Below are 13,775 nucleotides of genomic sequence, written 5' to 3' on the forward strand. Positions count from 1 at the left end.
TTACCCCGCCATGGCCATCAGTGATTTGGGTGTGCGGAACAGGGCCAGATCGCCTGTTGGCGCATCGGGCAGTGCGGACCAGTCCGGTATGTCGAGATCGAATACGGCCAGTGCGGCAGTCGGGTACTTCCGGCGCATGGCAATGGCACCCTCGCTATCCATATCGGCGGGTCTGAGCAGGGACAGGCCAAAATCATGCAAGTCAGGGTTGTGGGCAATGATCATGATGCTGCGCGGTGCCGTCTCCACCTGCCGCAGCCGCCGGATGAAACCCTCGACGCCACAGAGATACAGGCCGCGATCAATCTCGGCGGTAATGCTGGTACTCCATTTGCGTTCGGCCAGTTCCAGTGTGTCCAGTGCGCGGGTCGCTGAGGAGCACAGGATCAGATCGGGTAGCAGGCCCTGTTCCGCCATGAACAGGCCCATGGATTTGGCGGCACGAACCCCGCGTGGTGCCAGTGGCCGGTCATGGTCGGCCAGTTCCGGTTGATCCCATGCCGATTTGGCGTGGCGCAAGAGGATGAGCCGATGCCTCGGCCTGTCCTCATCCGGTTGTGCTGCTTCTGACATTTTCCTCACCTGTCTCCGGTTTGTTTATTATCGCTTGTTGATAGAACGAATATTAGCCAAGCAACTTGACCAAGTGTCTGTTTTCTCAGGCGGTTTATTGATGAAAAACCGTTTTTACTGTCGTTTGGCGCTGGTGATTGCGGCGTGTTTTCCTGTATATGTTTCCCAGCATACCATTGCAGCCTGCCGAATTCAGCACCCCTTTGTTGTGAGCATGACCGAAACACCATCCCTCGACCCCGCGCTAGCCAGCAATGAGAGTGCGGATGAATCCGGTGATTTCGATGGTGATATGTCGCTGCCGGATATGGTTATCGACCAGATACCGGAGATACAGCCGGGTGAGAATGCCCTGAAAATCCGCCCAGCAACCGGTCGTGATGCACCGGTGCCCGAGGCGATCGCAACCGATGATCCCAACCGGTTTATCAACCGTGAGTTGTCCTGGTTGTCGTTCAACCAGCGGGTGCTTGAGGAAAGTTATAACGCCAGCCACCCATTGCTCGAACGGGTCCGGTTCCTGTCCATCTCGGCCAGCAATCTGGATGAGTTCTACATGGTTCGCGTGGCCGGTCTGATCGGTCAGAAGGCGGAAGGTTTCAGGAAGCTGACTCCGGAAGGGCTGACCCCGTCGGAACAGCTCACCGTGATCAACCAGCGTGCGGCGGAACTGATGCAGGATCAGCAGACCTGTTACCGCACCCTACGTTCGGAGCTGGCGGAGCAGGGGATCAGGGTGGTGCGCACCAATGATCTCGAACCGGAAGACCTGAAATGGCTGGAGAACAAGTTTCTCGCCGATTTCTTCCCGGTGCTGACGCCGATTGCCATTGATCCGGCGCATCCGTTCCCGTTCATTCCGAATGAGGGGTTTGCGCTGGCGATCAAGCTGCGCAATGCCGACAGTGACGAGGATATGGATGCGCTGATCCCGCTGCCGAACGGGTTATCGCGCTTTATCCGGTTGCCCGGTGATGCCAGCGGTACCGCGCGTTTTGTCCTGCTTGAACGCATGGTTATCGAGTTTCTGTATCATCTGTTCCCGCCACCATTCGAACTGGTCGGCAGTGGAGCGTTCCGGGTGATCCGGGACAGTGAGGTCGAGCTTGATGAAGAGGCGGAAGACCTCGTCCGCACCTTCGAGAGTGCCTTGAAGCGGCGCAAGCGCGGTGAGGTGATCCGCCTGACCTTTGAACAGCGCATGCCCGCCGATCTGCGTGAGTTTCTGCGCGAGGAACTGGAAGCCGATCCCGAGGATTGCTTCGTCTTCGATGGTCTGCTCGGCCTTGTCGATACCAAGGAGCTGATCCTCGACGAGCGCGAGGATCTGCTGTTTCCGCCCTATCAGGCCCGGTTCCCCGAGCGTATTCGCGATTTCAACGGCGATTGCTTCGCCGCGATCCGGCACAAGGACATTCTGGTCCACCATCCCTATGAGAGCTTCGATGTGGTGGTGCAGTTCCTGCGGCAGGCGGCACGCGATCCGGATGTCATCGCGATCAAGCAGACGCTGTACCGGACCAGTAAGGACTCTCCGATCATCAGCGCACTGGTCGAGGCCGCCGAGGCGGGCAAATCGGTTACCGCCATGGTGGAAATCCGCGCCCGGTTCGATGAGGAAGCCAATCTGCGCTGGGCCCGCGACCTTGAACGCTCCGGCGCGCAGGTGGTGCTCGGTTTTGCCGATCTCAAAACCCATGCCAAGGTCTCTATGGTGGTACGCAAGGAAGCGCAGGGTTTGCGGACCTATGTCCACCTCGGCACCGGCAATTATCACCCGATCACGGCAAAGATTTATACCGACCTGTCATTCTTCACCTGTGATCCGATGCTCTGTTACGATGCGGCACAGCTGTTCAACTATATGACCGGCTATGCCAAGCCATCCCGGATGAACAAGCTGTCGATTGCACCGCTGAACCTGCGGGAGAAGCTTGAGCAGTCAATCAAGGCGGAGATCGAGCACGCCAAAGCGGGCGAGCCGGCAGCGATCTGGTTCAAGATGAACTCTCTGGTCGATGATACGCTGATTGATCTGTTGTATGAGGCATCGAATGCCGGTGTGAAAGTCGCACTGGTTGTGCGCGGCATCTGTTGCCTGCGGCCCGGCATCCCGGGATTGTCGGAAAACATCACTGTCTATTCCATCGTCGGTCGCCATCTGGAGCACAGCCGTATCTATTGTTTCGGTAATGGCCGTGGTCTGCCGTCGGATGAGGCGTTGGTAATGATCTCCTCGGCTGATTTGATGCCGCGCAATCTTGATCGCCGGATAGAAACCCTGGTCCCGATCGAGAACCGGACGGTGCACCGACAGGTGCTGAACCAGATTATGGTCGCCAATCTCAAAGACACCGAACAATGTTGGGTGATGCAGCCTGACGGGCAGTATGAGCGGTTCCATCTGCCCGAGGATGCCGACCCGAAAGAGCGGTTTTCCGCGCATCGTTACTTCATGACCAATCCGAGCCTGTCCGGTCGGGGCAGTGCGATGCAGGAACAACACCGTCCACCGACATTGAGCCTCGATGAACGGCGCAGGCGCTAGCGGCGTTTGTTAATGCGATGCTGTTCTTGCTCTCAGCGCTGTGCCACCGTATGACCACGGGGAACAGCCCGTAACCACACTGTATTTATGCCAGATCAGAACCCCGCGCCGCGCAAGTCCATTGACAATAATGACGACAGGATCGCCGTTATCGATATTGGCTCGAACTCCGTCCGTCTGGTTGTCTTTGATCGGCTTGATCGCACGCCGTTGACCCTGTTCAACGAGAAACAGATGTGCGGGCTTGGCCGTGGTCTTGCCAAGAATGGGCACCTTAATCCCGAGGGCAAGGCACTGGCGGCCAAAACACTCACGCGATTTTCCAGCCTGCTATCCAGGCTTGGGGTAAGCACTGTTTTTGCGACTGCTACTGCGGCGCTGCGGACGGCTGAAGATGGTGTGGAGTTTGCCAATAAGCTTCACCGTGATACCGGACTGGATATTGAGGTGATTTCGGGTGAGGAAGAGGCACGCCTTGCCGCCATGGGGGTTATCGCCGGGATGCCCGATGCCGATGGCATTGTCGGTGACCTCGGCGGTGGGTCGCTGGAGCTGGTCTCGGTTGCCGATCAACAGCATCACCATCACACCAGCCTGCCGCTCGGCCCGTTCAAGTTCCCCGATAGCTTCAAGAACCAGAAAGAAGCAGCCGAATATATCCGCAAGCAGTTTGCCGCCTGTGACTGGCTGAAGGAAAAGCGCGGCAAGCGGCTATATGCGGTGGGTGGTGCATGGCGGGCCATTGCCAAGGCGCATATGGAGCAGGTCAAGCACCCGATCCATATCGTCCATGCTTATGCCATGCCCTATGCCGAGGCGGTGGATTTCACCGATCTGTTGTCGAAACAGTCACGCAGCTCGTTGGAAAAGATGTCGAGCCTGTCCAGTCGCCGGATTGATGTCATTCCCCATGCTGCCCTGCTGATGCGCGTATTGCTTGAGGAATTGCGACCGAAGGAATTGTCGTTCTCGTCCTATGGCCTGCGAGAAGGGCTGATGTTCGACCGTCTGGATGCAAAGCAGCAGGCGCTTGACCCCTTGCTCTATTCCTGCCGCTCGATCGAGGCGCGCAACAGCCGGTTTGACGGTTCGGCGGCACTGTTCCGCTGGACCAGAAGCCTGTTTCCCGAGGAGACCGCATCGGAAGAGCGATTGCGCCGGGCGTCCTGTCTGCTCAGTGACTTCTGTTGGGCTGAGCACCCCGACTACCGTGCCGAACATGCCTTCCTGCGGGTCTTGCGCTCGACCATGGTCGGCATCACTCACCCGGAGCGGGTCTTTCTGGCAACGGTGCTGCATCGCCGCTATGGCGGTAAGTTCGATGCCCATGCAGTTGCATCCCATGTGCTGGATGACCGTCTGCATCGTAAGGCGGAATTGCTCGGTAACGCACTGAGACTGGGGCAGAATCTGTGTGGCGGTGCTGAAAACGTACTCGATCACATGCCGCTCATTCTCAATGACAAGCGCCTGATCCTGCAGGTGCCGGCGGCATTTTCCGACCTCGTGACCGACGTGGTTGAGCGGCGTCTCAATGCCGTTGCCAAGGTTGTCGGCGTCAATCCGGCCATCGAGCCTTCGACGGACGAGGCGGCATAGCTCCTGCTGATGTCAGCTTTTGAATTCTGTCTAAAAATGGGCAGCTTTCTTAAAACGGGCGTATACGAACATGAGTGATTGACGCAAACAGGAGTTCTCCCCCATGCGCGCAGCATTTCTTCGTTCAGATTCAGTTGAGACCGTAACCCTTGAGGCAATTGGCGCCGCGACGGCAGCCAGCAAGATTGTCGCCAATGACAGCAACGAGCCGGGCGTGAAGCCTGCCGACCTCAGTGCCCGCATCGCCGCCGTGCTCAAGCGCGATGGTGCCAGCACCGATCCGGCCACCAAGGACATGACCGATTTCCTCAAGCGTATCGGCCCTGATCTGGGCATGGTCGCCTCGGCCCCATACCGCACTGAGCCATGGGCCCAGCGGGTTCATGGCATGATCCGCAACTCTGCCGGTCCGGCGGAAGAGCTGTACAAGCGCCATTTCCGAGACTCCGAAGTCCCCGCGAGCAATCCGGCAGCCCATGTGCCTGCCAAGCTCGAGAATACCTTTCAGGCACGCGCACAAATCTGATTGTTGCCCCTGATGCCAGACAAACAAAAGCCGCTGATAATCGCATCAGCGGCTTTTTTGTTGGCCCAAGCGTAATCTGGAGGCGTCAAACCTCGAACTCGACCACCTTGCCATCCTTCATCGCCAGCGCCAGTTCTCCGCGCATCAGGCGTTCGGCGGGCTCACCGAAGACGGCGCGGCGCCAGCCACGCAGGGCGGCAATATCCTTGGCATCGCCGGTGCCGTTGATGGCGAAATCAGCCAGCCCCTCAAGCTCGGAAGAGGTGGCAACCATCTTTGAGGCGACGCCATGGGCGGCACAGCGGCCTTTCAGCAGGACCTTGAGTAACTCAACCGAAGCAGCTGCCTTACTGTTGATCGGTTTTTTGCGCTCCAGCTTTGGACGTTTATCGCTCGGGGTATCCATGGCCTGTTGAATAACCTTTAGCAGGGCTTCTCCGGTTTTTCCCTTGGCATTGCCGCCGAGACCGCGAATACGGCCAAGGCTGTCAGCATTTGTCGGGCGCTGAGCCGCCAGTTCGAGGATCACATCATCACGCAGCACGCGGTTACGCGGCAGATTGCGTTGCTGGGCCTCGGTCTCGCGCCATGTGGCCAGCATCTGGGCGGTCAGGACGAACAGCGGTTCGGTACTGCGCAGCTTCAGACGCTGCCAGGCATCTTCCGGTTTCATCTCATAGGTTGCGGAATCGGTGAGAATATCCATTTCCTCACGCACCCATGCCTCGCGTCCCTGTTTGGCGATCTGCTTGGCAAGGTGTTCGTAGATCACCCGCAGATGGGTGACATCGCCGAGGGCATATTTGATCTGTTTCTGGGTCAGGGGGCGGCGCGACCAGTCGGTAAACCGGTTGCTTTTGTCCAGTGTCTGGTGAGCGATTTCCCGAACGAGCTGTTCATAGCCAACGCTCTCGCCATAGCCACAGACCATGGCGGCAATCTGGCTGTCAAACAGCGGGGTCGGAACTTTTCCCATCAGTTGATAGAAAATCTCCAGATCCTGCCGGGCGGCGTGGAAGACCTTGAGTATCTTGGGATTGGAGAGCAGGTCGAAAAGCGGTTGTAGGTCGATGCCATCGGCGAGGGGGTCGATACAGACGGCCTCGTCCTTGCCGGCGATCTGGACAAGGCAGAGTTTGGCGTAATAGGTGCTGTCGCGCAGAAACTCGGTATCAACAGTCAAGTAGGGCTCATCGCGCAAACGTTCTGCCAGCGCGGCGAGGTCGTCAGATTTTGTAATGACGGGCATACATATCCGTATGTGGTAACGGTCAGTGAATATTGTCGGGAATTTAAACCCAGAGCTTGTAAGCGACAAGAAATTCGCTCGTCGCTTCCGTTAACGTCAACCGTTACAACCGGTTCCGATGCCAGTTGATATGGTCCTGCATGAAGCTGGCAACAAAATAGTAGCTGTGATCATAGTCACGCTGCATTCTGATGGTTCCGGCAGTCCGTGTCTCGGCAATCGCATTGGCCAGTGCTTCCGGCTTTAGCAGTTCCAGAAACTGATCATCGGTCCCCTGATCGATCAGGATGTCTCGCGCCCAGCCCTTGCCATCCAGCAGCAGGGTTGAGTCGTGTTCCTGCCAGTCGGCTTCATTCGGACCGAGATAGGCGGATAGCTGTTTTCTGCCCCAGTCGGATGCGGTTGGATGGGCAATCGGGGCAAAGGCTGACACCGATTTGTACAAATCCGGTTTGCGCATGGCGAGGGTGAGGGCGCCATGCCCGCCCATGGAATGGCCGGTAATGCCCTGACGGTCAGGATCAATCGCAAATTCCTTCACCACCAGCTTCTGTAATTCACTGGTGATGTAGGAATACATGCTGAAATGCGGAGCCCAGGGTTTCTCGGTCGCATCAACATAGAAACCGGCACCCTGACCGAGGTCATAGGCGTCGTCATCGGCGACATTTTCACCGCGCGGGGAGGTATCTGGAAAGATGATGGCGATACCGGCCTCGGCAGCCCATGCCTGTGCGCCTGCTTTGGTCATGGCGTTTTCATGGGTGCAGGTGAGGCCGGAGAGGTACCACAGACATGGCACTTTGCCGTGCTCTGCCTGTGGCGGCATATAGACGGCAAAGGTCATCTCACCGCGACAGGCACTCGACTTGTGTTTGTAAACGCCCTGAACGCCGCCGAAACAGCGGTTCTCCGAAACGAGTTCCATTGGAAAGTTTCCTGGTTTGTCTTGTGTGACTAGCTGGCGGGATCAGTAGGTGACGACAGCGCGGATCGACTTGCCCTGATGCATCAGGTCAAAGCCCTTGTTGATGTCTTCCAGCGGCATGGTGTGGGTGATCATCGGGTCGATCTCGATCTTGCCTTCCATGTACCAGTCGACGATTTTCGGCACATCGGTCCGGCCACGGGCACCACCGAAGGCCGTGCCGCGCCAGCTCCGGCCAGTAACCAGCTGGAACGGACGGGTGGAGATTTCAGCACCGGCAGGGGCAACACCGATGATAATGCTCTCGCCCCAACCCTTATGGGCGCATTCGAGGGCATTGCGCATCACCTGCACATTGCCGGTAGCATCAAAGGTGTAATCGGCACCGCCCTTTGTCAAATCCACGAGGTAAGGGACGAGATCGCCTTCGACCTGATTGGGGTTGACGAAGTGGGTCATGCCGAAACGCTTGGCCATATCGACCTTGCCTTCGTTGAGATCGACGCCAACGATCATATCGGCACCAGCGAGGCGCAGACCCTGAATGACATTGAGGCCAATGCCGCCAAGGCCGAACACGATACATTTCGAGCCGATTTCAACCTTCGCGGTGTGAATCACGGCACCGATGCCGGTGGTGACGCCGCAGCCGATATAGCAGACCTTGTCGAACGGCGCGTCGGAGCGGATTTTCGCCAGCGCGATTTCCGGCAGTACCGTGTGATTGGAGAAGGTAGAGCAGCCCATATAGTGCAGGATCGGCTCGCCATCGAGATTGGTGAATCGGGAGGTGCCATCAGGCATCACGCCCTGACCTTGGGTAGTGCGGATCGCCTGACACAGGTTGGTTTTCGGATGCAGGCAATATTCGCACTCACGGCATTCCGGGGTATAGAGCGGGATTACGTGATCGCCGGGCTTGAGCGAGGTGACGCCTTCGCCGACTTCCAGCACGATACCGGCACCCTCATGGCCGAGAATGGCCGGGAATGCGCCTTCTGGATCGGCGCCGGACAGGGTGAACTGGTCGGTATGGCAGATACCGGTTGCCTTGATCTCGACCAGAACCTCACCCGCCTTCGGGCCTTCCAGATTCACTTCTTCAACCGACAGGGGTTTGCCTGCGGCATATGCTACGGCGGCGCGTGTTCTCATGGGTAGTGTCCTCGGATTGGGGCTCGAAAGCTGGTGAATCCAGCAACTTATGAATAGGGCGGTATACATAATCGAAAATCCGCCACGGGTAAATTGCTGTCACAAGTGTAATGGTGGCTTGACTTCGCGTGGCGAACGGTGTGGTTTCCCGGCAATCAATCCCTTTTCCGTCCAGACTTGGTAGCAATCAATGACCATGCACGCCTATCGTACCCATACCTGTGGTGAACTCCGCGCCGATCATGTTGACGACACCGTCCGCCTGTCCGGCTGGATCAATCGCAAGCGCGACCATGGTCAGCTGCTGTTTATCGATCTGCGCGACCGTTACGGCATCACACAGGTTGTCACCACGGTGAACAGCGATGTGTTCAAGGCACTGGAATCAGCCCGGCTGGAAACTGTCATCACCGTGACCGGCAAGGTGGTCAAGCGAAGCGCCGAGACCACAAACAGCAATATCCCGACCGGCGAGATCGAGGTTCAGGTGCTGGAACTGGAAATCCAGTCCCATGCCGATACCCTGCCGCTGCAGGTCAATTCCGATGAGGATTACGGCGAGGAAATCCGCCTGCGCTATCGTTATCTCGACCTGCGCCGGGCCAAGATGCAGCGGAATATCGAGCTGCGTTCCAAGGTTATCTCGTCAATCCGCCAGCGCATGATCGATCAGGGCTTCATGGAGTTCCAGACTCCGATCCTGACCGCATCTTCCCCCGAGGGTGCCCGCGATTATCTCGTGCCGTCACGGGTTCATCCCGGCAAGTTCTATGCCCTGCCACAGGCACCACAGCAGTTCAAACAGCTGCTGATGATGAGCGGTTTCGACAAGTACTTCCAGATCGCCCCATGTTTCCGCGATGAGGACAGCCGCGCCGACCGTAGCCCCGGTGAGTTCTATCAGCTCGATTTCGAGATGAGCTTTGTTACTCAGGAAGATGTCTTCAATGCCATCGAGCCGGTGCTGCACGGTATCTTTGAAGAATTCTCCGACTTTTCCGGCACCAAGCGCGCTGTGACCAAGCCGCCATTCCCGCGTATCCCGTTCGATGAAGCGATGCTGAAATACGGTTCCGATAAGCCGGACCTGCGCAACCCGCTGGAAATCGTCGACGTGACCGAGATTTTCGAGCGTGACGATGTTGAGTTCAAGGCATTCAAGGGCGTGATCGCCAATGGCGGCGTCGTCCGTGCTCTGCCGGTGCCCGGCGTTGCCGACAAGCCGCGCAGCTTCTTCGACAAGCTGAATGACTGGGCGCGCGGTGAGGGGGCTGTGGGCCTCGGCTACATCACCTTCGCCGATGGCGAGGGCAAGGGGCCGATTGCCAAATTTGTGCCACCAGCGGCTCAGGCGCAGCTGAAAGAACTCGCCGGTCTCAAGGATGGCGATGCTGTGTTCTTCGCCTGTGACAAACCGGGCGCTGCGGCCAAGCTGATTGGCGCTGCCCGCACCAAGATCGGCCATGATCTCGAGCTGATCGATCCGAACGAATACAAGTTCTGCTGGATCGTCGACTTCCCGATGTATGAAATGGATGAGGACACCGGCAAGATCGAGTTCAGTCACAACCCGTTCTCCATGCCGCAGGGTGGTCTCGAAGCACTGGAAAATCAGGACCCGCTCACCATCAAGGCGTATCAGTACGATATCGTCTGTAACGGCGTTGAGCTGTCTTCCGGTGCCATCCGGAACCACCGCCCCGACATCATGGTCAAGGCATTCGACATTGCCGGTTATCCGGAGAGCGTGTTGGAAGAGCGCTTCGGCGGCATGCTGTCAGCCATGAAGTTCGGCGCCCCGCCGCATGGTGGTTCCGCACCGGGCATCGACCGTATTGTCATGCTGCTGGCTGATGAGCCGAATATCCGTGAGGTTATCACCTTCCCGATGAACCAGAAGGCGGAAGACCTGCTCATGGGGGCACCGGCAGAGGTTGAGCCAGAGCGCCTGAAAGAGCTGCATATCAAGCTGAACCTGCCAAAGGTCAAAGTAGCCGAAGCCAGCTAACAGGAAAGGCCCGGCGCAATGTTCGGAAGTGACAAAAACGCTCAAGACACGCTGAAGCAACTGCTGTCCGCGGTCGAGCGGATTGAGCAACGGCTCGACGGTCTGGATCAACGTCTGAACATGCTGGCCCAGCGCGATGTGCACTGGGGGCTGGTCTTTGCTACCCAGCAGCTTGAGAACCGGCAGATACTCTCGGATCGTCTCGGGGTTTCCAATGGTTGGCTGCCGCCGACGCGTGGTTGGGCGGCATCGCCTGACTTCCTCATGGTGGTCGCGCGCCTTGTTGATGAGGTCCAGCCGACCAATGTGGTCGAGTGCGGCAGCGGTGTTTCCACCATCACGCTGGCAAGGCTGCTGGCGGGCCAGTCCGACTGCAATATCGTCAGCTTTGATCATAATGAGGCATTCGCCAACCAGACAGCCGCCCTGTTGCAGGAACGCGGCTTGCCCGATGGTACGGGCCTGACCATTGCCGCGGCCCCCCATGTGGAGCATGTGATCGGTGGCGAAACCTTCCTCTGGTACCAGACCGAGGGCGTGCCGCTCCCGGAACAGATCGACCTGTTGCTGGTTGATGGGCCGATTGTCTCCAGTGACAATATGCTCGCGCGTTATCCGGCCCTGCCATTGCTGCATGACCGGTTGAGCGACAAGGCGGTAATCGTGCTGGATGACGCCAACCGTCCCGGTGAACAGGCGACTCTGAAGCGCTGGCTTGAGGAATTCCCGGCATGGACATGTGAAATGGTCGGCACGGAAAAAGGTACAGCAATCCTGCGCCGAAAATGACCGGGACAGGTTAAGCCTGTTTTCAACGATTGTCGGTCTGGCGATCCCGTGGCACACTTCCCATGTAGATAGTGGATGAATTCTACAGGCGGGAAGATGCGGAAGCGGATGCCAATGACTGACCAGAACCGAAATTATCGTGGAAAATCAACAGTTAGGTCTGTTGCTCAGGATCGCTCATTCTGGTTGTGGAGCGGTGCCGCGGTCTTGCTGGTCGGTGGTGCGCTGTTCTCATTCGCTGCCAATGCCGCTCCGGCCGCCGATGATCCGGCAGCAAAGTTTGCCGAGATTTTCCAGCCACACAAGGCAATCTACAAACTCACCATGACTGAGATTCGGAATCTGCAGAAGATTTCCTCGGTCAGCGGCGAGATGTTCTTCGAGTGGGGCGATGCCTGCGAGGCATGGACCACGACCCAGAAATTCCAGCTCGATTACAACTACACCGAAGGCGCCGGTCAGCGTTACGTCAGCGATTATTCATCATGGGAAGCCAAGGACGGGCAGAGCTTTTCCTTCACCTCCAAGAACCTGAACAATGGTCAGGTAAACCGGGTCTATCGCGGCAGTGCCGAGCGTGAGAAGAGCGGCAGCGGGGAAGTGGATTTCAGCCGCCCCGAGGAAAAGCAGATGCCGATCCCCAAGGGCTTTGTCTTCCCGTCCGAGCATACCTTCAAGCTGTTGCAGTCCGCCACGGCGGGCAAGAAGTTCTACAGTGCGGTGATGTTCGACGGCTCGGATGATGACGGCCCGATCCTGGTCAATGCGGTAATCGGCAACCCCATTGATGCCCTGACGGCGGATGATCAGGATAATGAAATGCTGCGCCCGGCTGGCTGGCCCGTACGCATGGCGTTCTTCGATTTCAACAATGACGCCTCGGAAGCGAATTACGAGATGACCATCACGCTGCTGGAGAATGGCATCGTTCGGGATATGGAAATCGACTATGACGAGTTTACGCTGAAGGGCGATCTCGTCACCATCGACGCACTCGACGGCTGCGAATAATCATTGTCAGCGTTTCTGACTATCCCGGTCTTTGGCGGCGGGCCGTTTTGTCGCCAGTGACCGCCCCTTGAGGATGGTGTCCTTGCCAAGCTTGCTGCGCAGGGTGTGCAGGGCATCCTCGAGTTTTCTGTGTTCATGCTCCGAGCGATAGGCGGCATCATGCTGATCCAATTCCAGATCACCGAACAATGCCTGCTGGGCCGTTGCCTCGCTTGAGGCGGCATTGCGCTGGTCGATCACGTCGAGGCCGACGCCGAGCAGGCGATAGGGCGTGCCGTCCGCCAGCTTGTAGAGCATGGGGTGGGCAGCCTGATACAGGGTCTCGGCGCTGCGGATGTCTACCGGCAGTGTCTGGCTGCGGGTGATGGTTTTGAACTGGGCTGTCTTGACCTTGAGGGTCACGGTCTTGCCCTCATGGCCTTTCTCCCGCAACCGGTCCGCCACCCGTTCGCTAAGTCGCCATAGATGGCTGGCGAGGGTTGCCGGATCGCTGATATCGGTATCGAAGGTGATTTCCGCCGATACGCTCTTGGTCGCCCGGTCGGGCTTCACCTCCCGGCTGTCGCGGCCATGGGCCAGATCATGCAGGCGCTGCCCCATCTTGCCATAGCGCCGGACCAGGTCGCTCTCGCTGCTGTTGCGGATATCCTGCAGGCTGCGGAAGCCGTCACGGGCCAGCTTTTCCTCGAATTTCTTGCCGACACCCCAGATGATGCTGACCGGCTGATTGGCCAGGAAACTGTCGGTTTCGGCTTGACCGATGATCGAGAATCCGCGCGGCTTGTCGCGGTCCGAGGCGATCTTGGCCAGAAACTTGTTATGGGACAGGCCGATTGACACCGTAATGCCATGGGCCTGTTCGATATCGAGTGCCAGCCGGGCGAGGGTGACCGCCGGTGAGTGGCCATGCAGGCGTTCGGTGCCGCGCAGATCGATGAAGGCCTCATCAATCGAGAGCGGTTCGACCGCAGGGGATACATCGAGCATCATCTGGCGCACCGCCCGACCGGTCTCGCTGTATTTTGCCATATTGGGCTTGATCACCACGGCATCGGGGCAGCGCTCCAGTGCCTTGAACATCGGCATGGCCGAGCGGACACCATGCAGGCGGGCGACATAACAGGCGGTGGCAACCACCCCGCGCTTGCCGCCACCGATGATCACCGGCTTGTCCTGCAGCGATGGATCGTCACGTTTCTCGACCGAGGCAAAGAAGGCATCGCAATCCAGATGGGCAATCGCGAGCGTGCCCAGTTCGGGGTGTCGGAGCAGGCGGGTGGACTGGCAGGATGGGCAGTGTTTCTTGCCGGCATCCTCATCGCTCTCCGAAAACCTGAGGCAATCGCGGCAAAGCGTGGTCATTTGCATGGAAAAGCGCTACTCTTGCCC

At 58.1% G+C, this 13,775-nt stretch carries 11 protein-coding genes; 6 read left to right on the plus strand and 5 right to left on the minus strand.

The window, feature by feature from the left end; genetic code table 11:
• Positions 1-573: a hypothetical protein gene (locus tag CBB62_15505; protein OUT39756.1), complete on the minus strand. Its 573-nt coding sequence runs from the start codon at positions 571-573 to the stop codon at positions 1-3.
• A gap of 292 nt (positions 574-865) precedes the next feature.
• Here CBB62_15505 and CBB62_15510 point away from each other — a divergent pair, with 292 nt between their 5' ends.
• The 3 genes from CBB62_15510 to CBB62_15520 all read left to right on the plus strand — a co-directional run bounded on the left by CBB62_15510 (position 866) and on the right by CBB62_15520 (position 5,246).
• Complete coding sequence (locus CBB62_15510; GenBank protein OUT39855.1) at positions 866-3,121, plus strand: RNA degradosome polyphosphate kinase; 2,256 nt, start codon at positions 866-868, stop codon at positions 3,119-3,121.
• Positions 3,122-3,208: 87 nt separating this feature from the next.
• Entirely contained in the window at positions 3,209-4,720 is a 1,512-nt protein-coding gene (locus CBB62_15515; GenBank protein ID OUT39757.1) for an exopolyphosphatase, read from the plus strand.
• 103 nt (positions 4,721-4,823) lie between these two features.
• Positions 4,824-5,246 (plus strand): hypothetical protein, encoded by a 423-nt coding sequence (locus CBB62_15520; GenBank protein ID OUT39758.1) that lies wholly within the window; start codon positions 4,824-4,826, stop codon positions 5,244-5,246.
• 85 nt (positions 5,247-5,331) lie between these two features.
• Here CBB62_15520 and CBB62_15525 read toward each other — a convergent pair whose 3' ends face one another.
• The 3 genes from CBB62_15525 to CBB62_15535 all read right to left on the minus strand — a co-directional run bounded on the left by CBB62_15525 (position 5,332) and on the right by CBB62_15535 (position 8,578).
• Positions 5,332-6,495, minus strand: coding sequence for a ribonuclease D (locus CBB62_15525; protein ID OUT39759.1), 1,164 nt, complete (start codon positions 6,493-6,495; stop codon positions 5,332-5,334).
• A 103-nt stretch (positions 6,496-6,598) separates the two neighbouring features.
• Positions 6,599-7,423: an S-formylglutathione hydrolase gene (locus CBB62_15530; protein ID OUT39760.1), complete on the minus strand. Its 825-nt coding sequence runs from the start codon at positions 7,421-7,423 to the stop codon at positions 6,599-6,601.
• Between the two features lie 42 nt (positions 7,424-7,465).
• Positions 7,466-8,578: an S-(hydroxymethyl)glutathione dehydrogenase/class III alcohol dehydrogenase gene (locus tag CBB62_15535; GenBank protein OUT39761.1), complete on the minus strand. Its 1,113-nt coding sequence runs from the start codon at positions 8,576-8,578 to the stop codon at positions 7,466-7,468.
• A gap of 196 nt (positions 8,579-8,774) precedes the next feature.
• Between CBB62_15535 and CBB62_15540 the strand changes: the two genes are divergently transcribed.
• From CBB62_15540 to CBB62_15550, 3 genes are all read left to right on the plus strand, one after another.
• Complete coding sequence (locus CBB62_15540) at positions 8,775-10,586, plus strand: aspartate--tRNA ligase (protein OUT39856.1); 1,812 nt, start codon at positions 8,775-8,777, stop codon at positions 10,584-10,586.
• An 18-nt stretch (positions 10,587-10,604) separates the two neighbouring features.
• A complete protein-coding gene (locus tag CBB62_15545) occupies positions 10,605-11,375 on the plus strand; it encodes a hypothetical protein (protein OUT39762.1) in 771 nt (256 codons plus the stop codon).
• A gap of 75 nt (positions 11,376-11,450) precedes the next feature.
• Positions 11,451-12,386 carry a hypothetical protein gene (locus CBB62_15550; GenBank protein OUT39763.1) on the plus strand — a complete coding sequence of 312 codons (936 nt, stop codon included), beginning with the start codon at positions 11,451-11,453 and terminating at the stop codon, positions 12,384-12,386.
• 6 nt (positions 12,387-12,392) lie between these two features.
• Here CBB62_15550 and CBB62_15555 read toward each other — a convergent pair whose 3' ends face one another.
• Positions 12,393-13,748, minus strand: a complete 1,356-nt coding sequence (locus CBB62_15555; GenBank protein ID OUT39764.1) for a DNA polymerase IV — start codon at positions 13,746-13,748, stop codon at positions 12,393-12,395.
• Between the last annotated feature and the right edge of the window lie 27 nt (positions 13,749-13,775).

The sequence above is a fragment of the Micavibrio sp. TMED2 genome, from assembly GCA_002168225.1.
Taxonomy (GTDB): Bacteria; Pseudomonadota; Alphaproteobacteria; order TMED2; family TMED2; genus TMED2.

What these genes read in the sequence shown, in the direction of transcription:
- CBB62_15505 (OUT39756.1), bottom strand. Translation starts at nt 573, where the DNA reads ATGTCAGAAGCAGCACAACCGGATGAGGACAGGCCGAGGCATCGGCTC.
- CBB62_15510 (OUT39855.1), top strand. Translation starts at nt 866, where the DNA reads ATGTCGCTGCCGGATATGGTTATCGACCAGATACCGGAGATACAGCCG.
- CBB62_15515 (OUT39757.1), top strand. Translation starts at nt 3,209, where the DNA reads ATGCCAGATCAGAACCCCGCGCCGCGCAAGTCCATTGACAATAATGAC.
- CBB62_15520 (OUT39758.1), top strand. Translation starts at nt 4,824, where the DNA reads ATGCGCGCAGCATTTCTTCGTTCAGATTCAGTTGAGACCGTAACCCTT.
- CBB62_15525 (OUT39759.1), bottom strand. Translation starts at nt 6,495, where the DNA reads ATGCCCGTCATTACAAAATCTGACGACCTCGCCGCGCTGGCAGAACGT.
- CBB62_15530 (OUT39760.1), bottom strand. Translation starts at nt 7,423, where the DNA reads ATGGAACTCGTTTCGGAGAACCGCTGTTTCGGCGGCGTTCAGGGCGTT.
- CBB62_15535 (OUT39761.1), bottom strand. Translation starts at nt 8,578, where the DNA reads ATGAGAACACGCGCCGCCGTAGCATATGCCGCAGGCAAACCCCTGTCG.
- CBB62_15540 (OUT39856.1), top strand. Translation starts at nt 8,775, where the DNA reads ATGCACGCCTATCGTACCCATACCTGTGGTGAACTCCGCGCCGATCAT.
- CBB62_15545 (OUT39762.1), top strand. Translation starts at nt 10,605, where the DNA reads ATGTTCGGAAGTGACAAAAACGCTCAAGACACGCTGAAGCAACTGCTG.
- CBB62_15550 (OUT39763.1), top strand. Translation starts at nt 11,451, where the DNA reads ATGAATTCTACAGGCGGGAAGATGCGGAAGCGGATGCCAATGACTGAC.
- CBB62_15555 (OUT39764.1), bottom strand. Translation starts at nt 13,748, where the DNA reads ATGACCACGCTTTGCCGCGATTGCCTCAGGTTTTCGGAGAGCGATGAG.